The following is a 25,162-nucleotide window of genomic DNA, read 5'->3' on the forward strand; positions in this document are numbered from 1 at the left end:
CAACCGGCTCAAGCAGTGGCGCGGCATCGCGATGCGCTCCGACAAGCTCCTCCGCAGCTACCGAGCCGCCGTCAGCCTCGCCGCGACGCTCATCTGGATCAAATCAGACTTGATCAACACGGCCTAGCTCTGCTCTATTGCGAGCGCATTCCGCCGCTTCACGCGTTCCTGGTTGGGACGAGTTCCAGTACGCGTGATGTCCGCAGGCGCCACCGCAGGAAGGCGAGATTCAGTCGTGTGCGGCCGATGCCGCTCATCGGATCGAATCCGAGCGTGTCGGTGATGATCTCCACTCGATCCGTCATGGTGCTGTGGTGCACGTGGGCGATACGGGCTGCCTCCCGCACGGACCCCGACCGAACCAGCGCATCGATCGTGATCGCGCCCCAGCGGTGCGACGCGATGATCTCGACCGCCATCTGGTCTCCGTCATCGTGGCGGTCGTCAGGGAGGTCGGCGAGCATCTCAGCAAGTCCTCCGAGATCGTCGGCTCGACTATTCTCATTGCTCGAGCCGTCGTGGAGACGGAGCGCGATCATCGCCGTGCGGAACGATCGATCCATCTCTTCGACCTGGGCAATCGATCCGATACCGACAGGCGATGCCGCAGGTGCGGCGTCGATGTCCACGACGGCGGCGTGGACGGGGCCGAACGGCGTCGCGACGACATCCTCCGGTCCGCGTGGGTTTCGCGTCCAGGTCGCGAACAGTGGGGCGACGACGATCCGGTACCGGGCGTTCGTCGCGAGACCGAGCCGGGCCGCAGCATCCCGTCGGTCGGTGGCGGAGGATCCTCGCTCGAGCAACAGGGTCATGTCGCGTGGCGGCACCGCCGACGTGCGCTTTGTGTCGAGCCGGATCAGGAGTGCGAGCGCGAGTCGCTCGAGGATGATGGCATCCAGTTCAGCCGTCTCGTCGGCAGGGTTCTCGATCCAGACCTCGACATCGTCCATGACGGGATGCGCGTGGATGGGAGCTCCGACCGGATCCATAGACCCACCATGGGAATCGACGCGCGTCACCGCCGTTCCCCGTGCCAGGCAGACCGGCCGACCGGCCAGTGCTGCGGCGGCGGACAGCAGTCCGTGGACGCCGACGTCTCCGGCGATGAGTTCGTCGAAGCAGGCGATGACCCGCAGGCTCTGCGACGCGGCAGGATCGAGAGCTGTCAGGCGGCCAAGCAACTCCTGCACGATGAGACTCCTTCGTCCGTGAGTCGATTATCGCCCGGTTGGGTCAGTCCACCAACATCCGACGGAGCCACGCGCGTCGAGCGGCGATCATGCGTCGTGAGATGCCGGCGTGCGGAGCGAAGATGTCGCACGCGTGAAAGGCGCCGGGCCAGACGTGCAGCTCTGCCTCGCCGCCCGCTGCCCAGATTCCGCGCGCGTAGTCGACCGCCTCGTCGCGAAAGATCTCCGCTGCGCCGACGTCGATGAATGCCGGGGGGAGCCCGCCCAGATCGTCCGATCGGGCAGGCGCGGCGTAGGTCGGGACGGGACGGATGCTCCTGAGCAGGGCGGCCCAGCCCGTCTCGTTGCTGACGCGATCCCACACCCCGATCCCGTCGAAGATCGCTGTCGACGGTGTCGGCCTGTCATCGAGCATCGGGTAGTCGAGCAGCTGCCCGCGGATCCTCGGGCCGTTTCGGTCGCGAGCGGCGAGCGTGACGGCCGCGGCGAGCCCGCCTCCGGCGCTTGCTCCTCCCACGACGATCCGGTCCGGCCGGATCCCGAGGTCGTCGGCGTGGTCGGCCATCCAGACGAGTCCCGCGTAGCAGTCGTTGAACGGCGCGGGATGCGGGTGCTCGGGCGCCAGACGGTACTCGATGGTGAGCACTCGGACACCCAGATCCTCAACCCAATCGAGTGCATCGTCGATGCCGCTGAACCGGTCGCCGAACATCATGCCGCCTGAATGGAGCAGATACACTGCGCCGCAGGGCCCTGATGCGTGCGTCGGCGAGATTATCGAGGCGTCTATACCGCCATCCGGGCCGGGGATGAGGAGATCGACGATCTCGATCTCCCGCCCTGAGAGCAGGTCTGCTCGGGGCGCTGAGGCGTACGACTGACGCATGAACGGGATCAGCTCCGGCGTGATGGTCGGCGGGAAGACCCCGCCGACCACCGCCAGAGCAGCTCTGAGCTCGGGATCGAACACGCGGCGTGGATCGGACATGACATTCATTCGTACCAGCCGATCGTGCCCGCGACGGGTCAGACTTCGACGAACGCGTTATATGCCGCGGTCTCGAACTCGACGAAGTCGGTGAACGAAGGACCGTCTGCGAACGGGAGGATCTGCGTTGCCCAGTAGCCGCCGAAGCCGTTGTCGCGGTCGATCCAGTAGAAGAGATTGGCCAGACCCGCCCATCCGATGGCGCCGGACGGTCGGCCCGTCGGCCATGGGTCCTCGGTGTACTGGAACGTGTAGGACCAGGTTTTCTTGAGGCCGGGGAAGAACTCGGCGTCGTTGGAGAGCCATCCGATGACGCCGGGAAGCATCGTCACTTGCAGGTTGGCCGGCAGCTGGTTGGTGAATCCGAGATCGACCGATGCCGGAGACAGTACCTGCTCGCCCGATGCGCTGCGGCCCTCGTTGAGCCACATGCGGATGAACCTCAGATAGTCGGGCACCGTTGAGAACAGGCCGTGTCCACCGAAGTCGACCTCCGGGGTGACGGGAGCGGCGAAGTCGCTCGGCGTCAGGGTCCCGTCTGCTTCGCGTTGGTGGTGCCGGACTTGTCGCGCCCGCATGTCCCCCGTGGGGGAGAACGCGGAGTCGTTCATCCCGAGCGGGGCGAAGATCCGCTCCTGGAAGACCTCTCCGAGTCGCTTGCCGGTGATCCCCTCGACGACCTGCCCTGCCCAGTCGATGTTGCTGCCGTACTCCCACTTGGTTCCCGGATCGAACAGCAGCGGCGTTCGGAGTGCCGCTCGGGTGGCGGTCGCGACGCTGGGCTGGCCGTGCTCCTCGGCGAGCCGGTTGTACGTCTCGTTGAAGAAGTCGTAACCGAAGCCCGCGGTGTGGGTCAGCAGGTGGTGGGTAGTGATGTCACTGGCCGGTGCCCGCAGGATCGGCTGGCCCGCGGCGTCGAAGCCCTCGATGACCTGCAGCTCGCCGATGGCCGGGGCGTACTCCTTCGCGGGGGCGTCCAGGTCGAGGTCGCCCGACTCGACGAGCTGCAGGCACGCGGTTCCGGTGATGGCCTTCGTCGTCGACCAGATGTTGAAGACCGTGTCGGTGGTCATCGCGATGTCGGTCGAGAGATCACGAACACCGGATGCACCGAGGTAGATGTCTGAGTTGCGATCGGTGACGCCGGCGACGACTCCCGGAACCCTCCCCTCGCCGGAGACCGGTCCCTGTGAAGCATTCTGCACGACGGCGTCGACGGCGGCAGCAAGGCTCTCGCTCATGAGATTCCCTTCGTAGATGTTTCCACCTCGACCTCGTCGTTGAGGTGGAAACTGTAGATTCGCACGGGCGTCGCGACTCCCGGTACCGACAACGCGTCGCCGATTCCCGTCCAGCTACCGACAGTTGGCGGGGCGCCGCAGTGCGGCCCACTACCGGAGTGCTCTTGCCACGGTGTGCGGGCTGAAGCCTGTGACGCATGCGATGCTGTTGATTGACTGACCTGCCTCGCGCGCTCCCCGCGCGCGAGCGATGTCGTCGTCGCTCATCCGCCGGATGGTGAAGAAGCCTGCGTCCGTGAGGTACTTGCCCGCGGTCTGGCGTGTGATGCCGACAGCTTTCGCCGCGGTGGTGACGCTGCCAGTGTCGCGGTAGTGCGCAATGAGCGCCTCGATCTCGTCCGGCCGAAGCTGCCGGGCGCGCTTCACCGCTGGCGCGCTGGCGCTCCTGCGCTCGAAGCCCGCGCCTTCCCGACCAGGCTATGTACCGGGGGAGCGCCGCCTGGTTGTATCGAGTAAACATGCAGTAGGTCCACCACACGCGAAGGGCTCCCGACCATCGGGAGCCCTTCTTCGTTCCGTGGATCAGGCGGCCGACCATCCGCCGTCGCTCGCGAGAACGACGCCGTTGACGTTCACACCGTCGTCGCTCAGCAGGAAGGTGATGGATGCCGCGAGCGCCTCGGCCTCCACGGCGCCCGGGATGAGCACCATCGCGGACTGCACACGTTCGGCGCCCAGAGGCGAGGCGAACGAGGCCTCGATGTTCGTGATCGTGGCGCCCGGTGCGACGGCGTTGACACGCAGGCCGCTCGGCCCGTACATGAACGCGCTCGACTTCGTGAGCCCCACCACTGCATGCTTCGAGGCGGTGTAGGCGGCGCCTGCGGCCGAGCCGCGGAGCGCGGCCTCGGAGGCGGTGTTCACGATCGCTCCCGATCCGCGCGCGACCATGCCGGGGATCACGGCACGCATGAGCTTCATCGTGCCCGTGACGTTGATCGCCATGACACGGTTCCACACCGCGTCGGTGAGCTCGCCCACGGGCGTCATGTCGTCCATGATGCCGGCGATGTTGGCGAGGCCGTCGACCGTGTTGCCCGCGGCGGCGATGATCGCGTCGACGCCCGCATCGTCGGTGATGTCGGCGACGATGGTCGTGACTGCGGCATCCGCATGTTCGCCGGCGAACTCCTCGAGACGCGGGGCGCTCACGTCGACGGCGATCACGTGGCCGCCCTCGCGCGCGATGCGCGAGGCGGTGGCGCGTCCGATGCCCGAGCCTGCACCGGTGACGATCACCGTCTTGCCGGCGAAGCGGCCTGCGTCGATCCGTTCGGTCCATGGTTCGACAGCGGGGACGGATGCCGCGGGCGGCGCGTCGGTGTCGATCGGTGCGGGTGCGCCCGCGGGCACTTCTCCCGATGCTGCGCGCCGCACGAGGTCATCCAGCATCTCCTGCGTGAACATTCCGCGGCTGAGCGGCACCAGGCGCTTGATGGCGAGCCGACGGACGGGCTTGAACACGTCGGGAGTCTGCCCGTTCTGAGCGAGCATCTCGGTGAGGATCGCGTTGCCCGCCGGGTCGGCGAGCCAGTCGGCAATGGAGGAGTTTGCGGTGAGCGTCGAGCCGGACATGGGGTCCCCTTTCTACCGGACAACTGTGTCCGGTATTAGGTTATGCCCATGTCGTCCTCCGCGAAAGATGCTGCTCGCCCCAATCGGGGACGCGCGGCCGGCCCGGCGAATCGAGCGGCACTTCTGGCTGCCGCGCGCGAGGTCTTCGGGGAGCAGGGACTCTCCGCGCCGCTGTCGGCGGTGGCCCGCCGGGCAGGGGTCGGCCAAGGCAGCCTCTATCGGCACTTCCCGACCCGCACGGCGCTCGCGGCTGCCGTGTTCGACGAGAACCTCGATGAGGTGGAGCAGTTCGTCGCGGCATCCGGCACCGGACTCACCGCCTTGTTCGACGTGGTCTGCGCTCAGGCCGTCGTCTCGACCGCGATGATCGACCTCGTCGAGGCAGACCGGCACGATCCCGACGTCGAGCGCCTCGGCGCGCGGTTCGCCGCGATCGTCGGACGCCTGGTGCTCACGGAGCGCGAGACGGGCGCACTCGCATCGCATGTCGACGTCGACGACGTGCTGCTGGCCGTCGGGATGATCGCGACGGTGCTGGCCCGCTCCGACGAGGACGAACGCGCGGCCCTCGCGACCCGCGGTCGGGCCATCTTCGCGCGGGCGTTCAGGCCCGCGGCGTCGTCAGACGCTCGATGAGCACCGGCGCCAGTGCACGGTCGGTGTCGAGCACGATGCGCGTCGTCACGCCCGGGTGGTCGATGTAGCCCGTACGCGGCGCCCGCAGGTCGGCGATCGTCTGACCGCGCCCGGGACCATGGCCGGCATCGACCACCAGAGGAACGGCGGGTGCCACGGTGGGCGTCACGAGACCGATGGCGATCGCCGCCGCGAGGGGGTCGTGCAGCGCGCAGCTGCGCGTGCCGTAGAGGCCGACGTAGAAGTCGAAGTACAGGTCGAGGATGTCGCCGATCGCCCGTGCGAGAGGCAGCCCCGAGGCCAACAGCGCCGCCCGATCGTCCTCATCGAGACGGTGCTCGAGAGTCACGTCGAGCGGAACCAGGGTGAGCGGCCAGGATGCCTCGGCCACCTCGGCCGCGGCCTCGGCATCGTTGTAGATGTTCGCCTCCGCGACGGCGGTGATGTTTCCCGGAACGAGCGCCGCGCCCCCCATCGTGACGACGGAGGCGACGCGTTCGGGCAACGTCGGATCCGCACGCAGCGCCAGCGCGAGATTGGTGAGGGGACCCACCGTGACGACGACGAGCTCACCGGAGTGCGCGTGAGAAAGGTCGAGGAGGAGCTGCACGGCCGTGCGCGGGTCGGGCTCGATCGGGGACGTCGGCAGCACGACGTCTCCGACACCGTTGTGCCCGTGGATGTGAGGGACGCCGCCATCGTGCGCGTGGGAGAGATGGTCGTGGGCGCCTACGGCGACCGGCACGTCGTCGCGCGCCGCCAGAGCGAGCAGGTCGAGCGTGTTGCGGGCCGCCTGCGTCGAATCGACGTTGCCGCTGACCGTGCCGATGCCGACCAGCGCGATCTCCGGCGATGCCAGCAGCAACGCGAGCGCCACGCTGTCGTCGACGCCCGTATCGCAGTCGAAGTAGACCGGGCGGGGACGTGCAGACGACATGGTTCTCCGTTCGGACCACGCGCACGCGTAGCCTGGAGCGATGCTAGACGCCGCAGATGTCGCCCGGATCACACACCAGACGCGGTTGCTGGTGATCGGCAGCATCAACATCGACATCGTCGCCGATGTGGAACGTCTGCCTGCGGCGGGGGAGACGGTCGGAGGCGGGCGCCTGCGTCGATCGCCGGGCGGAAAGGGAGCCAATCAGGCCGCGGCGGCCGCGCGCCTCGGAGCCGCCACCGTGATGATCGGTGCGGTGGGCGACGACGCCGACGGGCGCGAGATGCGCGAGGCGCTGCGACAGGCCGGGGTGGATGTGTCCGCCGTCGGCACGAGTGTCGAGCCGACCGGCACGGCGCTGATCGCCGTCGACGCTGCGGGTGAGAACCAGATCGTCGTGTGCGCCGGGGCGAACGAGACGCTGACCGTGACGGACGAGGCGGTGGTGGCGGCATCCGTGATTCTCACCCAGCTGGAAATCCCTCTCGCCGTGATCGACCGGCTCGCATCCGAGGCAACCGGCTACCTCGCGATCAACGCTGCTCCCGCGCGCGCACTCAGCGGAGCCGCGATCGCGCGTGCGGACCTGGTGATCGTCAACGACAGCGAGTACGCGGCACTGCCCGCTCTGGCCACCGCACAGCGCGTCGTCGTGACGCACGGCGCCGGCGGTGCGTCATTGCTGGAGCGCGGAACCGAGATCGCGCGCGTGCCCGCCGAGCGCGTCACACCCGTCGACACCGTCGGCGCGGGAGACGCCTTCTGCGCCGCGGTGACGATCGCGCTCGCGGGCGGACTCGACGCGCACGTGGCGCTGACGCTCGCGTGCGCTGTCGGCGCGGACGCCGTGCGCGTGCGCGGAGCTCGCCCCGAGTTCGCACGCCTGGAGTCCTACGCCGAGCGGGTGAGCGCCGCGGTGTAGTCCGCGTGCACCGCCAGGAGCGCGCCGCGAATCTCGTCCGCCCGTGCGGTGAAGGCGCGCTGGGCGCTCACATACGCCGCCTTGCCGTCGGGCGTCTCGATGCGCACGGGCTCGTACCCCCAGTCGCCGAGGTCGTACGGCGAGGCGCGCATGTCGAGTTCGCGGATGTCGCGGGCGAGCTCGAACGCATCTAGCAGCACCTCACCCGGCACGAGCGGACCGAGCTTGATCGCCCACTTGTAGAGGTCCATGTTGACGTGCAGGCACCCCGGCTGGTCGAAATCGCGCTGCATCTCCCGCGTCGGCCGGTGAGCGTTACGGGGCAGTGCCGCGGGTGTGAAGAAGCGCACCGCGTCGACGTGCGAGCACTGCAGAACGGATGCCTCCACCACGGCGTCGGTGCCGGCGGACCCCAGCCGCAGCGGTACCTCATGACGCGTCTCGGGCGCTCGGTAGACCATCGCCCATTCGTGGAGGCCGAAGCAACCGTACATGCCGCGACGGGAGTGCACGGCCGTGAGCAGATCACCGACTCGTGCGATCAGGTCACCGTGGGACTCGGCGAGAGCAACGGCGTGCACAGCGCTGACCCCGTCGTCCGTGCGGTAGTGACGCCACTGCGCGCGAACGCCGTCGGGATCCGCGAGTGCGACGCCGATGCCGGGGTGCCAGCGGCGCAGCACCGCAGGCTTGTAGCCGTAGTAGGTGAAGAGGAAGTCCTCGACGGGATGCTTCTCGCCGCGCGCCTTGCGCGCGCGATGCGCGGACGTCAGAGCGTCGGCACGGGCGGCATGAGCCGACTCGAGCGCATGCCAGACGGGCGGGGCCAGTGGCGCGGCATCCGTCTGAAGGGTCACCGCACGAGGATACGTCAGGGACCGACCGGCAGGATGTTCGCGGGCGAGTCGTTGCGCACGTTGCCGACCTGCGACGCAACCGGCCAGTCGGCAAGCGACTCGGCCACGTCGGGCGCCGCATCGATGGCGGCGTCGAGCACGTCTCCGACGTTGTCGAGGTCGGTGTCCAGCCAGGCGTCGGCGAAGTCCGCATCGACGAACAGGGGCATCCGCTCGTGGACGGAGCCGAGCCGGCCGACCGCCGACCGGGTGAGGATCGTGAAGCTCAGCAGCCACAGCGAGGGATCGTCGTCGGCCTTCGACGGGTCCTTCCACCACTCGTAGAGTCCCGCGAAGAACAGAGGGGCGTCATCGGCGGGATGGATGTAGTGGGGCACCTTGCCATCGGGCGTCTGCTGCCACTCGAAATACCCCGTCGCCGGCACGATGGCCCGACGCTTCACCAGCGCCGCTCGGAACATCGGCTTGTCCTCGACCTCTTCGCTGCGAGCGTTGAAGGCGCGCGTGCCGATGGACGGGTCCTTGGCCCAGGCGGGAACGAGACCCCACCGCGCGGCTTCGACGCGGCGGGTCGGGGGATCGGTCTTCGCCGAGTCGAGCACGATCGCCGCCCTCATCGTCGGTGCGACGTTGTACGAGGGCTGGGGCAGATCGTCCGCGATCGTGTCGACCCGCAGCACGCCGACGAGCTCGGATCCGACGTTCGCGACCACGAATCTTCCGCACATGGCCCTGAGCCTAGGCCCGGGGTACGACGTCAGCGTCCCGACACGAGTCCGACGCCGGCGAGCTTCTTCATGAGCGCTGCGCCGTCGTCTCCGGTGACCCACGGCACGGATGCCGCGGAGTGGTCGTCAACCGCGGTCCGACCGCCCGCGAGCACGGCTTCCGCCGGTGTGAGGCGTCGGATGGCGACACCGGCGACGTTGTCGGGATGTGCGATCGTGAACGCCGTGTAGAGCGCGTCATCGTGCTGTCCGTCGTCGCCGACGAGCAGCCAGCGCACGTGTGGGAACTCGCGGGCGAGCCGTTCGAGGTTCTCCTGCTTGTGGAGTCGACCGCTGCGGAACAGCCGGTCGTGGGTGGGTCCCCAGTCGGTGAGCAGCATGGCGCCTGCGGGGAACAGATGACGCCGCAGGAACCGGCGAAGAGTGGGGGCGACGTTCCACGCGCCCGTCGAGAGGTAGATGACCGGAGCGCCGGGGTGCTGGGTCGCAAGTCGTTCGAGCAGCACCGCCATGCCCGGCACGGGTTGGCGGGCGTGCTCGTTCACGACGAACGAGTTCCATGCGGCGAGCAGCGGACGGGGGAGCGCGGTGACCATCACCGTGTCGTCGACGTCCGAGACCACGCCGAAGGTGACCTCCGCCCCGACGATGAAGGTGCGCATCGTGATCGGCTCGCCGCCTTCGACCGAGACGGAGAACTCCTGCCACCCGGGTTCGAGCCGGGCCGGAACCACGACGTCGACCACGCCGCCTGCGTCGGCGGTCACCTCATGCGCCGCCCCGTCGATGAGGACCTCGACCCGGGCATGGGCGATGGGCACCGCAGCGAAGCTGCGCCACCCGCGCACGCCGGTGTACGACGCCCGCGACGCACGAGATGCCGGCGGCACGATCATGACGCGGCCGAGCACACGTACCCAGTCCGCGCCCCCGTAGCCCGGGAACGCGGCGACGACAGGCGTCAGGCCGCGGCGGCGGGCGCGGCGCTCACGCCAGGCGTGGAATCGACGCTCCAGTCGGGCGAGCCAGAGCACCTTCGCGGGCCGGGGGGAATCGGTCGAGCGGGAGGGCACCCGTTCAGTCTGTCACGTCGGATGCCGCGCCCGTGGGCTCCCCGTCGGTCGCGAGGTGCTTGCGCTCGGCCCGTTCGATGACCTTCTTGACGACATACACGAGCACGACGAACACGACGATGATGCCGACGAACACGTAGCCAGCGAAATGGATCTCGCCCGAGAGATCGCGGTACGTGCCCGACGCGAGGGCGGAGACTGTCACGTAGAGCGCCGCCCAGATGACGCACGCCGGCGTCGTCCATGCCAGGAAGCGCCGATACGAATACCCCGACATGCCGACGGTGAGCGGCACGAGCGAGTGCAGCACTGGCAAGAACCGCGACAGGAAGATGGCGATGCCGCCGCGGCGCTGCAGATAGTTCTCCGCCCGCAGCCAGTTGTGCTCGCCGATGCGACGGCCGAGGCGCGACATCCGGATCTTCGGCCCCAGGAACTTGCCGAGCGCATACCCGATCGACTCGCCGATGAGCGCCCCCACGACGGCGGCGGTCGCGATCGCGACGCCCTGCAGCGGGGTGGTGACGGCGGTCGCGGCGACGATCACGACGGTGTCGCCGGGAACGATGAGGCCGATGAGGATGCTGGTCTCGCACATCATCGCGAAGCCCACGATGAGCACGCGCACGAGCGGATCCACCGACTGCACGGCGTCGAGCAGCCACGTCAGAACCTGATCCACGATGCGAGCGTAGGGGCGGATGCCGCATCTAACCTGAGTGGATGGGCGTCGTGTCGCAACCGGATGCCGCGGCTCCGACGGCCGCGCGCCTGTTCGCTGCGCTGCGACACGAGCCGCACCTGTTCTGGATCGACGCCGGCACCGGACCGGACGGCGTCGACTGGGTCGGGATCGGCTCGCCGGTCTCGCCGGAGGAACCCCGACAGGTCGTGGTCGGCGGGCGCTCCGCCGGCGAGGCATCCCCCGACTGGGTCGGCTGGTGGGGGTACGACGACGCTGCACGGCGAGCGGGGGCCGACGTGCCCGCCGGCGGCCTGCCCGACGGGTGGCTGCGCGTTGAGGCGGTCGCGCGCATCGACCGCCGCACCGGCTACGTATCGCTCTCGGGACCGGCCGCCGATCGCCTGCGGGTGCCCCTCGCGAAAGCCCACCCTCCCGTCGCCCCGCCGCTCGGGCCGGCACACTCGCGCGACAGCCCCGACCTCTACGCCACGCTCGTCGAGCGATGCCGGGAGCACATCCGCCGCGGCGACGCGTATCAGCTCTGCCTGACGACCTCGATGAACGTCGATGCCGCCGTCGACCCGGTCGACGCGTACCTGCGCCTGCGCCGGCTCACGGGCGCGCGACGCGGGCTGTTCGTGCGCGTCGGAGGTGTGGCCCTCGCCGGCGGCAGCCCCGAGACGTTCCTGGAGATCGGGGGAGGAGTCGTGCGCACCAGTCCCATCAAGGGCACGCGGCGCCGCGCCGACGATGACGAGACGGATGCCGCTCTCGTCGCCGAGCTGCGCGAGAGCCCGAAGGAGCGGGCCGAGAACGTGATGATCGTTGACCTCATGCGCAACGACCTCGCCGTCATCTGCGACCCCGCGACCGTCACCGTCGAGAGCCTGCTGCACCTCGAGTCCACACCCACCGTGCACCAGCTCGTCTCGACCGTCGCGGGGCGACTCCACCCCGGCACCACGCTCGACGAGGTGCTGCGGGCCACGCTGCCGGCAGGCTCGATGAGCGGGGCGCCGAAGCTCGCGGCGATCGAGATCCTCGGGCGGCTGGAGGTCGAGCCGCGGGGCGCCTACGCCGGGTGCGCAGGGTGGGTGGCGGCATCCGGCACGGCGACCCTCGGCATGACCATCCGAAGCCTCCTCATCGAGCGCGACCGGGTGACGGTCGGCGCCGGCGGGGGCATCACCTGGGGCTCGACCGCCGCGGACGAGGTCGCCGAGGTCGCGCTCAAGGCGCGCGCGCCGCTCGCCGCGATCGGCGCGACGCTGCCACCGGACTGGGCCGAGCGCGGTCCGGTAGCCTGAAGGTTGCGCTTCGGCGCGCCCCGCAGCATCCATCGGATAGGTATCTCTGTGTCGACGAACGCCCCCACCACCTCAGCCGCACCGTCTCCGTCGGACGACGTGCACGCCATCCAGGCGAAGTGGCAGGAACGCTGGGCGACCGCGGACCCGTTCCGCGCCGGCGACGCCGCCGATACCCGCCCCCGCAAGTACGTGCTCGCGATGTTCCCGTACCCGTCGGGCGATCTGCACATGGGCCACGCCGAAAACTACCTCTACAGCGACATCGTCGCCCGCTACTGGCGGCACCGCGGGTACAACGTGCTGCACCCGATCGGGTGGGACTCCTTCGGACTGCCGGCCGAGAACGCAGCCATCAAGCGCGGCGCGAACCCCGTGACGTGGACGTACGACAACATCGCGCAGCAGCGCACGAGCCTCAAGGCCTACGGCGTCTCGTTCGACTGGTCGCGTGTGCTGCACACGAGCGACCCCGACTACTACCAGTGGAACCAGTGGCTGTTCCAGCGCCTCTACGAGAAGGGCCTGGCGTACCGCAAGGATGCGCTGGTCAACTGGGACCCGGTCGATCAGACGGTGCTCGCCAACGAGCAGGTGCTGGCGGACGGCACGAGCGAGCGCAGCGGCGCGCTGGTGGAGAAGAAGAAGCTCACGCAGTGGTTCTTCCGCATCACCGACTACGCCGACCGCCTTCTCGACGACCTGAACCAGCTCGAGGGCTTCTGGCCGCAGAAGGTCATCCAGATGCAGCGCAACTGGATCGGACGCTCGGTCGGCGCCGACATCGACTTCGAGATCGAAGGCCGCGCCGACAAGGTGACGGTCTTCTCGACCCGCCCCGACACGCTGCACGGCGCGACCTTCATGGTGATCGCCCCCGACTCCGACCTCGCGGCGGAGCTGGCGGCCGGCTCCTCGGCCGAGGTGCGGCTGCGCTTCCAGGACTACCTGGCGAGCGTCCGCATGACGAGCGAGGTCGACCGTCAGAACACCGATCGGCCGAAGACCGGCGTGTTCCTCGACCGCTTTGCGATCAACCCGATCAACGGCGAGCGTCTGCCGATCTGGGCGGCCGACTACGTGCTGGCCGACTACGGCCACGGCGCGGTCATGGCCGTTCCCGCGCACGACCAGCGCGACCTCGACTTCGCGCGCGCGTTCGACCTCCCCGTGCGCGTCGTGGTCGACACGACGGCGCCCGTCACCGGGGCGATCCCGGTGATCGAGACGGGTGCCGCGGGCACGCCGCTCGACCTCGGCGCCGACGAGGCATCCCTTGCCGATCTCGACCCCGCCACCACGGGCATCGCGCTCACGGGCGAGGGCCGCATGGTCAACTCGGGACCCCTCGACGGGCTCAGCAAGCGCAACGCCATCACGCGCGCGATCGAGCTGCTCGAGGCGGCCGGCACCGGCCGCGCGTCCCGCACGTATCGCCTGCGCGACTGGCTGATCTCCCGGCAGCGCTACTGGGGCACGCCCATCCCGATGCTGCACACCGACGACGGGCGCATCGTGCCGGTGCCCGGCGACCAGCTGCCGGTGACGCTGCCCGCCTCGGAAGGCCTCGACCTGAAGCCGAAGGGCTCGTCGCCCCTCGGCGCCGCGACGTCGTGGGTCGAGAGCGTCGACCCCGAGACGGGGGAGCGGGCGCTGCGCGACCCGGACACGATGGACACGTTCGTCGACAGCTCGTGGTACTTCCTGCGCTTCCTCTCGCCCGGCGACGCCACGCAGGCGTTCGACCCGGCCGCGGCGCGCGCCTGGGCGCCGGTCGACTTCTACATCGGCGGAGTCGAGCACGCCATCCTGCACCTGCTCTACGCGCGCTTCGTCACGAAGGCGCTCTATGACATGGGTCTCGTCGACTTCACCGAGCCGTTCTCGAGCCTGATCAACCAGGGCATGGTCATCCTCGACGGGTCGAAGATGTCCAAGAGCAAGGGCAACCTCGTGCTCTTCCAGGACGAGCTCGACGCGCACGGCGCCGACGCGCTGCGCGTGGCCCTCGCCTTCGCCGGCCCGGTGGAGGACGACAAGGACTGGAAGGACGTCTCGACGGTCGGGGCGGCGAAGTTCCTCGCGCGGGCGTTGCGCATCGCCGGTGAGGTCACGAGCGACCCCGAGGTGGTCTGGGCCGACGGGGATGCCGCGCTCCGCCGCGTCACCCACAAGCTGTGGTCCGATGTGCCGACCCTCGTCGAGCAGACCAAGTTCAACGTCGTGGTCGCGCGCCTCATGGAGCTCGTCAACGCGATCCGCAAGACGATCGACGGGGGAGCCGGAGCGGGCGACGCCGCCGTGCGCGAGGCGATCGAGGCTGTGGCGCTCGTGCTCGACCTGTTCGCCCCGCACACCGCGGAGGAGATGTGGGAGCAGCTCGGCTACGAGCCCTTCGTGGGGCTCGCGGGATGGCGCCAGGCCGACCCGACGCTGCTCATCGAGGACGCCGTGACGGCTGTCGTGCAGATCGACGGCAAGGTGCGGGCCACCCTCGAGGTGCCGGCGCGCATCGGCGCGGAGGAGCTCGAGAAGCTCGCCCGTGCCGACGAGCGGGTCGTGCGCGCCCTCGGCGACAAGCAGATCGTGCGCGCGATCGTGCGCGCCCCGAAGGTCGTCAGCCTCAGCACGCGCTGAGCCCTCCACAGCGACGCCGGGGCACCGGTCGTCCACCCGGCATCGCGGTGGCGCCCGGGCCGCGAGACCGGCGCGCCTAGCGTCGGGGTGTGCGCGGCTCCGATGACCTCCCCACTGTGCGCCCGGGTGTGCGGGTGGGCGTCGGGGCGGCCGTGGTCGTCGTGCTCATCGCCCTCGGGGTGACCGTCGTCATCGGCATGGTGCGATCCGGCGGGTCGACAGAGGTGATGGATGCCGCGGCATCCACCTCGCCCTCTGCCGCGCCGTTCGGACAGGTCTACGTGCATGTCGCGGGGGCCGTGGCGACGCCCGGGATGTACCGGCTCGAGAGCGGCGCGCGCCTCGCCGACGCGATCGCCGCGGCGGGCGGGTTCACCGCCGATGCCGACCGGGCGGCCGTGAACCTCGCGCGCACCGTTTCCGACGGCGAGCAACTCGTCGTGCCGGTCGCCGGCACATCTCCGCAGGGCGGCACAGCGCCGGCGGCCGGCGACGGACTCGTGAACCTGAACACGGCGGATGCCGCGGCGCTCGACACCCTTCCAGGTGTCGGGCCGGCCACCGCCGCGCGCATCCTCGCCTGGCGCGAGGAGCACGGCCGATTCGGCAGCGTCGATGACCTGCTGAGCGTGTCGGGGATCGGCGAGAAGACGCTCGACGAGCTGCGCGACAAGGTCACGGTGTGAGGTGGGTGCCTATCGCCTCGTTCCGGTCGCCGGTCTCACCTGGGCGGCCGCGGGCATCGCGCTGTTCGGAGGCGCGTCGATCGTTGCGGCGATTGGTGCAGCGGTTGCTCTCGGAGCCATCGTCACGCTGTGCTGTGCGCGCCGAGCCAGCGGTCGTGCGCGCGCGGCGCTGGTGGTCGCGGTGCTCGCGGCGTGCGGTGCGGGGGCCGCGGCATCCGCTGTCGTGTTCTCGATACCCGCGCGCGAGCAGGTACGTGACGCCCTGATCGATTCCCGCGCCGAGTCGGTGTCGGTGCGTGTCGTCGGCAAGGTCGAACCGCGCGCGCAGGGGTCTGCGTTCGACGCGCAGGTGGTGTCCGTCGACTCCCAATCCGGCGTGCGCCCCGGAAGTGCCGTTCCCGTCGTCGTGCTCGCGCGAGGCGGTGTCAGCGCAGGCACCGAAGTGGGCGCGGTCGTGCGCGTCGAGGCATCGGCGTTCGCGACCGACGCCGGCGATCGCGCCGTCGCCGTGCTCACGGCGGACGCGCCGCCCGACATCGAGCAGCCGGCCGCCGGCGTGCTCGCGGGGGTGGCCACGTTGCGCCGCGCGCTCGCCCACGCCACCGTCGGCCTGCCCGGCCCGGCTGCGGGCCTCATCCCCGGGCTCGCGATCGGCGACACCGCACTCGTCGACGACACGCTCGATGCGCAGATGAAGACCGCCTCCTTGACTCACCTCACCGCCGTGAGCGGGGCGAACTGCGCGATCGTCGTCGCGCTCGGCTTCGCCGCGGCCGCCGCGCTCGGCGCGCGCAGACGCATGCGCGTCGCTGTCGGCCTCACTCTGCTCGTCGGGTTCATCACGCTCACGACGCCCGAACCCAGCGTCGTGCGCGCCGGGGCGATGGCGGCGATCGCCATGATCGCCGTGCTGACAGGGCGCACCGCCACCGGCATCGGCGTCTGGTCGCTCGCGCTCACCGTGCTGCTCGTGCTCGACCCGTGGCTCGCCACTTCGATCGGCTTCGCTCTGTCTGCCGCGGCGACGGCGGCGCTGCTCGTGCTGGCGCGGCCCCTCGCCGCCGGGCTCGGCCGCGTGATGCCCCGTGCGCTGGCACTCGGCATCGCGGTGCCGCTGTCCGCCCAGCTCGTCTGTGCGCCGCTCATCGTCGTGCTCACCCCGACGGTGCCGATCTACGGCGTCGTCGCCAACCTCATCGCTGCCCCGGCGGCGCCCGTCGCGACGATCGTCGGGCTCGTCGCCACGCTCGCCGCGCCCCTCCCGGTGCTGCAGCAGGGACTGGTCGCCGTGGCGTGGCTGCCGGCCGCGTGGATCGCCGAGACCGCCCGCCTCTTCGCCGCATTGCCGTTTGCGACCGCGCCGTGGCCGGGCGGCCCCCTCGGCATCGTCGCGCTCGCCCTCGTGGGCGCCGCCACGCTCGGACTGCTCGCGCCGCTCCCACGCCGGCGACTGCGCACCGTCACGCGCGCGGCATCCGTTCTCGTCGTCTCGGTGACGGCGGGCACCACGATCGCCGCGACGGTGCTTCTCCCCGTGGTCTCACGAGGCACGATGCCACCGGACTGGAGCATCGCCATGTGCGACATCGGCCAGGGCGACGCGGTGTTGGTGCGCTCCGCGAGCGAGGTGGCGCTGATCGACACCGGAGACGATCCCGAGCTGTTGAGCGGATGCCTCGACCGCGCCGGGATCGACCGCATCGACCTGCTCGTGCTCACCCACTTCGACCGCGATCACGTGGGTGCCGCGCACGCAGTGAACGGACGTGTCGACACCGTGATGCACGGTCCGACGACCGAACGTCGCGAGACGGACATCGTCCGCGCGCTCGGCGCCGTCCGCACCGTCGTCGCCCACGCGGGGATGAGCGGAATGCTCGGCGATGCGCGCTGGCGCGTGCTGTGGCCCACGGCGACGGCGGGGGAGTTCGCCGAAGGCAACGACGGCAGCGTGGTCGTCGAGATCGGCGGGGGTGCGGTCCCGCCCGCGATCTTCCTCGGTGACCTCGGCGCGACGGCGCAGCGGGCGCTCCTGCGTTCCGGTGGAATGTCGTCGGGGCTGCAGGTGGTGAAGGTGTCGCACCACGGTTCCGGCGACCAGGACCCCGGTCTCTACCGTCGCATCGGTGCCGTCATCGGGCTCGTCTCGGTCGGTGCCGGGAACAGCTACGGCCACCCGCGCGACACCGCACTCGCGCTGCTCGCCGCCGCCGCAACGACGGTCGTCCGCACCGACACCGACGGCATGGCTGCCGTCAGCGAGGTCGACGGGCGCCTCGTCGTCTGGCACGCCGGAGCCCGTGACGTCGGTAGCCCTCGATAGGCTTCTCGGCATGGCCGCTCCCCGTAGACCCGCTCGCGCGAGCGCCATCCCGCAGCTCTCCTGGCGCACCCCGCAACCCGCGCCGATCGTGCTCGTCTCAGGCCCCGAAGAGGTCTGCGCACAACGGGCGACCAGCGGCATCCGCAGCTATCTGCGAGCCGAAGACGAGGCGCTCGAAGTCAGCGACATCGACGCGGCGGACTACACGGCGGGGTCACTGCCCGCCTACGCGGCGCCCTCGCTGTTCGGCGAACCGCGCCTCATCCGCGTCACCTCGGTCGAGAAATGCAGCGATGCGTTCCTCGCCGACGCGCTCGCGTACCTCGCCGGCCCCCAGGAGGGCGCGACAGTCGTGCTGCGTCACACCGGCGCGAGCGTGCGCGGCAAGAAGCTGCTCGACGCCATCAGGGCGGGCGAGGGCGGAGGCGTCGAGATCGCCTGTCCCGCCATCACCCGCGACGCAGACCGCGTCGACTTCGCGGCGGGCGAGTTCCGTGCCGCGAACCGCCGCATCGAGCCCACGGCGCTGCGCGCTCTCGTCGCCGCGTTCGCCGACGACCTCACCGAGCTCGGCGCCGCCTGCCAGCAGCTTCTCGCTGACGTCGACGGCACGATCGACGACCGCATGGTCGAGCGCTACTACGGCGGGCGAGTCGAGACATCCGCGTTCACGGTCGCCGACACAGCGATCGCCGGGCGGCACGGTGAGGCGCTGCTCGCGCTGCGTCAGGCGCTCGCCTCGGGCGCCGACCCCGTGCCCCTCGTCGCCGCGCTCGCCTCGAAGCTGCGCACCATGGCACGCGTGGTGGGCTCGCGGGAATCCGCGCCCGCCCTGGCCGCGCGACTCGGCATGAAGGACTGGCAGGTCGACCGCGCGCGTCGCGATCTCAACGGCTGGTCGTCAGAGGCGCTCGGGGGAGCGATTCAGGCCGCCGCCCGCGCAGACGCCGAGGTCAAGGGCGCCAGCCGCGACGCGACGTTCGCTGTCGAGCGTCTTCTCACGATCGTGGCGACGCGGCGTCCGTACCCCGACTGAGCACCGCGGCTTCGGCGTCACGCTCGCGCTCCACGCGCGCATGCCGGCCCCACGGTGTGCACGCGACCCCGCGCACACCACGCGACCCCGCGCACACCACGCGATCCCGCGCACAGCGCGCGACCCCGCGCACAAAACGTGAAGGCCCGCCCCGCCGAAGCGGTGCGGGCCTTCACGATGGTCGCTCAGAGAGCGGAAACCTGCTTCGCGATCGCCGACTTGCGGTTCGCGGCCTGGTTCTGGTGGATGACGCCCTTGCTCACGGCCTTGTCGAGCTTCTTGGTCGCGGTGCCCAGAGCCTTCTCGGCGGCGGCCTTGTCGCCGGCGACGATGGCCTCACGGGTGCGACGCACCGCGGTCTTCAGCTCGCTCTTGACGGCCTTGTTGCGCTCGTGCGCCTTCTCGTTGGTCTTGTTGCGCTTGATCTGCGACTTGATGTTTGCCACGTGTGGTCAGACTTTCGTTTCGGTGTTGTCGTGGTGGTGCCGCGCAGCGAGAGAGGGGCGCTGTGCGGCGAATCGCGGGGGTCTGGGATTCCCCACACGCAAGCCAAAAGCCGAGTCTACCAAACGAGCGGGCTCCGCACGAAACGTCAGGCCACGGCATCCGTCTCGTCGACGTCGGTGCTCTCGATCGTGGCCAGCGCGAGATCGAGCACCGCATTGAACACGCGCGGTGCCATCGCCGTCACCAGGTGCGTGGTGTGGGGAACGACGATCAGCTCGGCGTTGGGCAGGAGCGTCTGGAAGAGCTTCTCGCTCACGCGCAGCTGGTCCCACTGACCGTTCACGAACCACGTCGGCACCCGGATGCGCGAGACCGCCGCCATGAGGTCGAGGGCGCCGAGGGCGCGCAGCGCCGTGTCCTGCGACTCGAACGCGTACCCGCCCGCCCCGAAGTCCCACCGCGTCTCCGACGGGAGGGTGCGATCGAGCACACGCTCTCCCAGCCATTCGCCGTGACCAGGAAGGCTGTTGAAGGTGCCGACCGCGGCGCGGTAGGCGACGAGAGGGATGCCGCGCGGCAGCGCCGTGCACGAGGCACCGATGTACGCGGCGATCGGGGGAGCGACCACGGCGCCGGCGTACTGGGTCGTGAGGAGTCCCCCGAGGGAGTGCCCGACCAGGAGCACGGGGCCCGTCTCCGCGGCCGCCCGCACCGCGTCGTTGATCGTGCGGAAGGCCTCATCGAGCGTGAACGGCTCGCCGCGCCGCGTGCCGTGTCCGGGCAGGTCGAGGGCGACAGCCTCCACCCCGCGCTGCTCGAGATGGATCACCTGCGCGCGCCACATGGTCGCGGACGTGCGGATGCCGTGCACCAGCACCACGGTCGTCGCCATGTGCCCAATCTAGAACCGGCGGCTGGGCGTGAGGGCGGTGCATCCGAGGCGGCACCCTAGAATCGTCGGGACATGTCTCCGCGTGCCCTCTCTCCGCTGCTGCCCAGCGCCACCCCGCCGGCGAGCATCCGCAACTTCTGCATCATCGCCCACATCGACCACGGCAAGTCGACGTTGGCCGACCGCATGCTGCAGATCACGGGTGTCGTCTCCGACCGTGACATGCGTGCGCAATACCTCGACCGCATGGACATCGAGCGCGAGCGCGGCATCACGATCAAGAGCCAGGCGGTTCGCATGCCCTGGCAGACCGCGGACGGCACGTTCGCGCTGAACATGATCGACACACCCGGGCACGTCGACTTCACCTACGAGGTGTCCCGGTCGCTCGCCGCCTGCGAAGGCGCGATCCTGCTGGTCGACGCCGCACAGGGCATCGAGGCGCAGACGCTCGCGAATCTCTACCTGGCGCTCGAGAACGATCTCGAGATCATCCCGGTGCTGAACAAGATCGACCTGCCCGCCGCCGACCCCGAGAAGTTCGCCGGCGAGCTCGCGAACCTCATCGGCGGGTCGCCCGACGATGTGCTGCGGGTGAGCGGGAAGACCGGCCTCGGCGTCGAGGAGCTGCTCGACCGCATCGTCGAGCGCATCCCGTCGCCGAAGGGGAACGCGGATGCCCCGGCCCGCGCGATGATCTTCGACTCCGTGTACGACGCCTACCGTGGCGTCGTCACCTATGTGCGCATGGTCGACGGGAAGCTGGAGCCGCGGGAGCGCATCCAGATGATGTCGACCAAGGCGACGCACGAGCTGCTGGAGATCGGTGTCTCGAACCCCGAGCCGACGCCCACCAAGGGGCTCGGCGTGGGCGAGGTCGGCTACCTGATCACGGGCGTGAAGGATGTGCGCCAGTCGAAGGTCGGCGACACCATCACGAACCTCCGCAAGCCCGCGACCGAGGCACTCGCCGGATACACGGACCCGAAGCCGATGGTCTTCAGCGGCATCTACCCGATCGACGGCAGCGATTACGCCGATCTGCGCGAGGCCCTCGACAAGCTCAAGCTCTCCGACGCCTCGCTGCAGTACGAGCCCGAGACCTCGGTCGCCCTCGGGTTCGGGTTCCGCTGCGGGTTCCTCGGTCTGCTGCACCTCGAGATCATCACCGAGCGCCTGGCCCGCGAGTTCGGCCTCGACCTCATCACGACCGCACCGTCGGTCACTTACGAGGTCACGACCGACACCGGCGAGACCGTCGTGGTCACGAACCCGAGCGAGTACCCGGACGGTCGTGTCGCGTCGGTCTCCGAGCCGGTCGTGAAGGTCGGCATTCTGCTGCCGAAGGACTACGTGGGCACCGTGATGGAGCTCTGCCAGACGCGCCGCGGCACCCTGCTCGGCATGGAGTACCTCAGCGAGGACCGCGTCGAGCTGCGCTACAACATGCCGCTCGGCGAGATCGTCTTCGACTTCTTCGACCAGCTGAAGTCGAAGACCCAGGGGTACGCGAGCCTCGACTACGAACCCGCGGGATCCCAGACCGCCGACCTCGTCAAGGTCGACATCCTGCTGCAGGGCGACAAGGTCGACGCGTTCAGCTCGATCGTGCACCGTGAGAAGGCGTACTCGTACGGCACGATGATGACCGAGCGGCTGCGCAAGCTCATCCCGCGCCAGCAGTTCGAGGTGCCGATCCAGGCCGCGATCGGCGCCCGCATCATCGCCCGGGAGAACATCAGGGCGATGCGCAAGGATGTCCTCGCGAAGTGCTACGGCGGTGACATCACCCGAAAGCGCAAGCTCCTCGAGAAGCAGAAAGAGGGCAAGAAGCGCATGAAGATGGTGGGTCGCGTCGAGGTGCCGCAGGAGGCGTTCATCGCCGCCCTGTCGGGAGACGTGGACGGCAACGAGAAGAAGTAGGCGGGTGCACCACATGCGCAAGGGAACGACCCGGGACGGCGTCGTCGACTACGCGGCGGTCGGAGCCACACAGGCGGTCGACCTCATGCAGTACCCGCCGGAGCGGAGCCTCCCGGCAGAGTCGTCCTGGCGCATCGGCAGCGGCGAAGAGCGATTCCGCGCGGCGGGCGACGCGCTGCTGAGCTGGCAGGCGCTGCGTGATGCGGGCCTCACCGTGAAGGACGTCACCCCCGCCGCCGGCCCCACCTACGCCGGGGTGAGCTTCGACGAGAACCGTCAGCCCATCGCGCCCAGCCGTCTCGAGGCCGATCAGCGCTTCGACGCCGACGGCACACCGTGGGTGGCCGCGGGAGCGAGCGTGCGACTGCACGGCCGTGTCGACGGCATGAACGCCGACGGGCACCTCCGGGTCATCTTCGTCACGGAGGAGCCGCGCCGCGTCGGATTCGTGCTCGGCACCCTCGGCGAGTCGGTGGTCAGCGGGGAGGAGTCGTTCCTCATCGAGTGGCTCCCGAACGATGAGGTGTGGTTCTCGGTGCGGGCCTTCGACAGCCCGACCGCGTTGTTGTACCGGGCGCTGCGCACCCTCGTGCGCCGTCGTCGTCGTGCGCTGTTCACCCGCTACCTGCGCGCGGTGTCGCCCATGTTCACCACCCCGGCCTGATGCCCTCAGCGCTTCCCCTCGGCGATCCGGCTCCGGCCGACGGCGGCCTGCCCGACCTGCTCCCGCCCGCGCACCCCGACTTCGGCGTGTACGTGCACGTGCCGTTCTGCCGCGTGCGCTGCGGGTACTGCGACTTCAACACCTACACGGCGACGGAGCTGCGCGGCGCCAGCCAGGCGGACTATCCCCACGACGTGGCGCGCGAGATCGCCTTGGCCGCACAGGTGATGGATGCCGCGGGTCGGCGGCGGGCGGCGACATCCGTGTTCTTCGGCGGCGGCACGCCGACGCTGCTGCCGGGCGATGCGCTCGCGCGCATGCTGGGTGACGTGCGCGACGCGTTCGGCATCGCCGCCGATGCGGAGGTGACGGTCGAGGCGAACCCCGACACGGTCACACCGGCGCTGACGGCGAGGCTCGCTGAGGCGGGCGTCACACGTCTGTCGATCGGCATGCAGTCCGCTGTTCCGTCGGTGCTGGCGACCCTCGACCGCACCCACGAGCCGGCCGCGGTCCCGCGGGCGGTCACTGCGGCGCGCGCGGCCGGGCTGCAGGTGAGCGTCGACGTCATCTACGGCACGCCGGGGGAGACGCTCGCGGACTGGGAGCGCACCCTCGACGCCGTCACCGCTCTCGAGACCGACCACGTGTCGGCGTACGCGCTGATCGTGGAGGAGGGCACGGCGCTGGCCCGCCGCATCGCACGCGGGGAGATCGACACGGTCGACGACGACGTGCAGGCCGACATGTACGAGCTCACCGACGCGCGCCTCGCGGCGGCGGGGTACGGCTGGTACGAGGTGTCGAACTGGTCGCGCGATGAGGCGACCCGCTCGCGACACAATCTCGCCTACTGGCGCGGCGCCGACTGGTGGGGGTTCGGGCCGGGCGCCCACTCGCACGTCGGCGGCGTGCGCTGGTGGAACGTGAAGCACCCGGCGGCGTACGCGCAGCGCCTGTCGCTGGGTTCCTCGCCCGCGGCGGGACGGGAGACGCCCGATGCCGCGTCCCGCGCCCTCGAGCGCACGATGCTCGAGGTGCGCATCGCCGACGGGCTGGCCGTGGCGAGCCTGCCGGCCGCCGGTCGCACGGAGGTGGCGGGACTCATCGCGGACGGACTGGTCGACGGGGCATCCGCCATCGCCGGGCGCCTCGTCCTGACGCTGCGCGGTCGACTCCTGGCCGACGCGGTCGTGCGACGGCTCACTGCCTGAGCCATGTGCGTCGCGCCGCGAGAGGCGCCCCGGTCCGCGCTAATATTGGCACTCACGTGATGTGAGTGCCAGCGAGGGGAGGCGGAATGGTCAGCGAACGCGGCCTCGACGTCCTGCGGGCGATCGTGCAGGACTACGTGGCGACCCGCGAACCGGTCGGCAGCAAGTCGATCGTCGAGCGCCATGCCTTCGGGGTGTCGGCCGCCACCATCCGCAACGACATGGCGCTGCTCGAGGACGAAGAGCTCATCAGCGCGCCGCACACCTCGTCGGGACGCGTGCCGACCGACAAGGGGTACCGCGTCTTCGTCGACCACCTCGCCGAGCTGCGACCGCTCAGCACTGCTCAGCGCAACGCGATCGCCACATTCCTCGAGGCCCCTGCCGACCTCGACGACCTGCTCGCGCGCACTGTGCGCGTGCTCACGCAAGTCACCGGCCAGGTCGCTCTCGTGCAGTACCCGTCGTTCGAGCGCGCGAACGTGACGCACATCGAGCTCGTGCACCTCGGCGGCCCGCGCGTCGTCGTCATCCTCGTCACCGACACCGGTCGTGTGTCCCAGCGGATCGCGAGCCTCGGGACCGACCTCGACGACGCGGATGTCGCGACCCTCCGCGCCCAGGTCTCGGTGCTGGTCACGGGCGGCTCGGTGCAGGAGGGCCTCGGCAAGATCGCCCACACCCTCGCCGAGACGCCCACCCGTTCACCGCGAGAGGATGCTGCCTCGCGCGCGCTGCTCGCTGCTGTCGCCGAAGAGCTCGAGGAGTTCCGTCAGGATCGCCTCGTGATGGCGGGTGCCGCGAACCTGGCGCGACGCGAGTCCGACTTCCAGGGAAGCATCTACCCGCTGCTGGAGGCGATCGAGGAGCAGGTGACCCTGCTCAAGCTCATGACCGAGATGGCGGCCGACGCCGAGGGCCTGGCGGTCTCCATCGGCCGCGAGAACGAGGCGTTCGGGCTGAGCGAGGCATCCGTCGTGACCAGCGGCTATGCCGGCACGATCGGCGAGGCACGCCTGGGTCTGCTCGGGCCCACGCGCATGGACTACGCGACCAATCTCAGCGCCGTGCGCGCCGTGGCTCACTATCTGAGCCGCCTCATGGCCGACGACGAGCGCGCGCGATGACGAATACGACC

Annotated in this window: 23 protein-coding genes; 11 read left to right on the forward strand and 12 right to left on the reverse strand. The window is 70.1% G+C overall.

Going from position 1 to position 25,162, the window contains the following annotated elements:
- Window positions 1–158 precede the first annotated feature (158 nt).
- The 5 genes from RR49_RS04265 to RR49_RS04285 all read right to left on the reverse strand — a co-directional run bounded on the left by RR49_RS04265 (window position 159) and on the right by RR49_RS04285 (window position 5,057).
- Window positions 159–1,193 carry a helix-turn-helix domain-containing protein gene (locus tag RR49_RS04265; protein ID WP_045246834.1) on the reverse strand — a complete coding sequence of 345 codons (1,035 nt, stop codon included), beginning with the start codon at window positions 1,191–1,193 and terminating at the stop codon, window positions 159–161.
- Window positions 1,194–1,236: 43 nt separating this feature from the next.
- Window positions 1,237–2,181: an alpha/beta hydrolase gene (locus RR49_RS04270; protein WP_084603799.1), complete on the reverse strand. Its 945-nt coding sequence runs from the start codon at window positions 2,179–2,181 to the stop codon at window positions 1,237–1,239.
- Between the two features lie 38 nt (window positions 2,182–2,219).
- Window positions 2,220–3,422 carry a methyl acetate hydrolase AcmB gene (gene acmB / locus RR49_RS04275; RefSeq protein ID WP_048809258.1) on the reverse strand — a complete coding sequence of 401 codons (1,203 nt, stop codon included), beginning with the start codon at window positions 3,420–3,422 and terminating at the stop codon, window positions 2,220–2,222.
- 150 nt (window positions 3,423–3,572) lie between these two features.
- Window positions 3,573–3,848, reverse strand: a complete 276-nt coding sequence (locus RR49_RS04280; RefSeq protein ID WP_045246835.1) for a hypothetical protein — start codon at window positions 3,846–3,848, stop codon at window positions 3,573–3,575.
- 156 nt (window positions 3,849–4,004) lie between these two features.
- Window positions 4,005–5,057: an SDR family NAD(P)-dependent oxidoreductase gene (locus RR49_RS04285; RefSeq protein ID WP_045246836.1), complete on the reverse strand. Its 1,053-nt coding sequence runs from the start codon at window positions 5,055–5,057 to the stop codon at window positions 4,005–4,007.
- 48 nt (window positions 5,058–5,105) lie between these two features.
- Between RR49_RS04285 and RR49_RS04290 the strand changes: the two genes are divergently transcribed.
- A complete protein-coding gene (locus RR49_RS04290; protein ID WP_048809259.1) occupies window positions 5,106–5,693 on the forward strand; it encodes a TetR family transcriptional regulator in 588 nt (195 codons plus the stop codon).
- Here the strand turns inward: RR49_RS04290 and RR49_RS04295 are convergent.
- On the reverse strand, window positions 5,662–6,630 hold the full coding sequence (locus RR49_RS04295; RefSeq protein ID WP_045246838.1) for a nucleoside hydrolase: 969 nt from the start codon (window positions 6,628–6,630) through the stop codon (window positions 5,662–5,664). The genes RR49_RS04290 and RR49_RS04295 overlap by 32 nt on opposite strands.
- A gap of 40 nt (window positions 6,631–6,670) precedes the next feature.
- On the opposite strand from RR49_RS04295, the gene RR49_RS04300 reads away from it, so the two are divergent.
- The gene (locus RR49_RS04300) at window positions 6,671–7,552 is read left to right on the forward strand and encodes a ribokinase (RefSeq protein ID WP_045246839.1); all 882 of its coding nucleotides are present in this window, start codon (window positions 6,671–6,673) and stop codon (window positions 7,550–7,552) included.
- Here RR49_RS04300 and RR49_RS04305 read toward each other — a convergent pair.
- The 4 genes from RR49_RS04305 to RR49_RS04320 are packed head-to-tail and all read right to left on the reverse strand — an operon-like array spanning window position 7,522 to window position 10,892.
- Window positions 7,522–8,409, reverse strand: coding sequence for a hypothetical protein (locus RR49_RS04305; RefSeq protein WP_045246840.1), 888 nt, complete (start codon window positions 8,407–8,409; stop codon window positions 7,522–7,524). The two genes, RR49_RS04300 and RR49_RS04305, sit on opposite strands and share 31 nt — an antisense overlap.
- Before the next feature lie 14 nt (window positions 8,410–8,423).
- Entirely contained in the window at window positions 8,424–9,137 is a 714-nt protein-coding gene (locus tag RR49_RS04310) for an SOS response-associated peptidase (RefSeq protein WP_045246841.1), read from the reverse strand.
- 29 nt (window positions 9,138–9,166) lie between these two features.
- Window positions 9,167–10,210, reverse strand: a complete 1,044-nt coding sequence (locus tag RR49_RS04315) for an App1 family protein phosphatidate phosphatase (RefSeq protein ID WP_045246842.1) — start codon at window positions 10,208–10,210, stop codon at window positions 9,167–9,169.
- A 4-nt stretch (window positions 10,211–10,214) separates the two neighbouring features.
- Window positions 10,215–10,892 (reverse strand): DedA family protein, encoded by a 678-nt coding sequence (locus tag RR49_RS04320; RefSeq protein WP_045246843.1) that lies wholly within the window; start codon window positions 10,890–10,892, stop codon window positions 10,215–10,217.
- A gap of 41 nt (window positions 10,893–10,933) precedes the next feature.
- Here RR49_RS04320 and RR49_RS04325 point away from each other — a divergent pair, with 41 nt between their 5' ends.
- The 5 genes from RR49_RS04325 (at window position 10,934) to holA (ending at window position 18,884) form a co-directional block, all read left to right on the forward strand.
- The gene (locus RR49_RS04325) at window positions 10,934–12,202 is read left to right on the forward strand and encodes an anthranilate synthase component I family protein (RefSeq protein WP_048809260.1); all 1,269 of its coding nucleotides are present in this window, start codon (window positions 10,934–10,936) and stop codon (window positions 12,200–12,202) included.
- Between the two features lie 42 nt (window positions 12,203–12,244).
- Window positions 12,245–14,839, forward strand: coding sequence for a leucine--tRNA ligase (leuS, locus tag RR49_RS04330; RefSeq protein WP_425411853.1), 2,595 nt, complete (start codon window positions 12,245–12,247; stop codon window positions 14,837–14,839).
- 89 nt (window positions 14,840–14,928) lie between these two features.
- Window positions 14,929–15,525, forward strand: a complete 597-nt coding sequence (locus RR49_RS04335; RefSeq protein ID WP_045246845.1) for a ComEA family DNA-binding protein — start codon at window positions 14,929–14,931, stop codon at window positions 15,523–15,525.
- 1 nt (window position 15,526) lies between these two features.
- Entirely contained in the window at window positions 15,527–17,848 is a 2,322-nt protein-coding gene (locus RR49_RS04340; protein ID WP_048809261.1) for a ComEC/Rec2 family competence protein, read from the forward strand.
- 10 nt (window positions 17,849–17,858) lie between these two features.
- On the forward strand, window positions 17,859–18,884 hold the full coding sequence (gene holA / locus RR49_RS04345; protein ID WP_045246846.1) for a DNA polymerase III subunit delta: 1,026 nt from the start codon (window positions 17,859–17,861) through the stop codon (window positions 18,882–18,884).
- Window positions 18,885–19,069: 185 nt separating this feature from the next.
- Here holA and rpsT read toward each other — a convergent pair whose 3' ends face one another.
- A complete protein-coding gene (gene rpsT, locus RR49_RS04350; RefSeq protein WP_045246847.1) occupies window positions 19,070–19,330 on the reverse strand; it encodes a 30S ribosomal protein S20 in 261 nt (86 codons plus the stop codon).
- 146 nt (window positions 19,331–19,476) lie between these two features.
- Window positions 19,477–20,223: an alpha/beta fold hydrolase gene (locus RR49_RS04355; RefSeq protein WP_045246848.1), complete on the reverse strand. Its 747-nt coding sequence runs from the start codon at window positions 20,221–20,223 to the stop codon at window positions 19,477–19,479.
- 72 nt (window positions 20,224–20,295) lie between these two features.
- Here RR49_RS04355 and lepA point away from each other — a divergent pair, with 72 nt between their 5' ends.
- From lepA to hrcA, 4 genes are all read left to right on the forward strand, one after another.
- Window positions 20,296–22,146: a translation elongation factor 4 gene (gene lepA / locus RR49_RS04360; protein WP_045246849.1), complete on the forward strand. Its 1,851-nt coding sequence runs from the start codon at window positions 20,296–20,298 to the stop codon at window positions 22,144–22,146.
- Window positions 22,147–22,159: 13 nt separating this feature from the next.
- The gene (locus RR49_RS04365; protein ID WP_045246890.1) at window positions 22,160–22,810 is read left to right on the forward strand and encodes a DUF1990 domain-containing protein; all 651 of its coding nucleotides are present in this window, start codon (window positions 22,160–22,162) and stop codon (window positions 22,808–22,810) included.
- Window positions 22,810–24,024: a radical SAM family heme chaperone HemW gene (gene hemW / locus RR49_RS04370; protein ID WP_045246850.1), complete on the forward strand. Its 1,215-nt coding sequence runs from the start codon at window positions 22,810–22,812 to the stop codon at window positions 24,022–24,024. The genes RR49_RS04365 and hemW overlap by 1 nt, the downstream gene beginning before the upstream one ends.
- Window positions 24,025–24,110: 86 nt before the next feature.
- Window positions 24,111–25,151 (forward strand): heat-inducible transcriptional repressor HrcA, encoded by a 1,041-nt coding sequence (gene hrcA / locus RR49_RS04375; RefSeq protein WP_045246851.1) that lies wholly within the window; start codon window positions 24,111–24,113, stop codon window positions 25,149–25,151.
- The last annotated feature ends 11 nt before the right edge of the window (window positions 25,152–25,162 follow it).

It is taken from the genome of Microbacterium ginsengisoli (assembly GCF_000956535.1).
In the GTDB taxonomy this organism is placed as follows: domain Bacteria; phylum Actinomycetota; class Actinomycetes; order Actinomycetales; family Microbacteriaceae; genus Microbacterium; species Microbacterium ginsengisoli.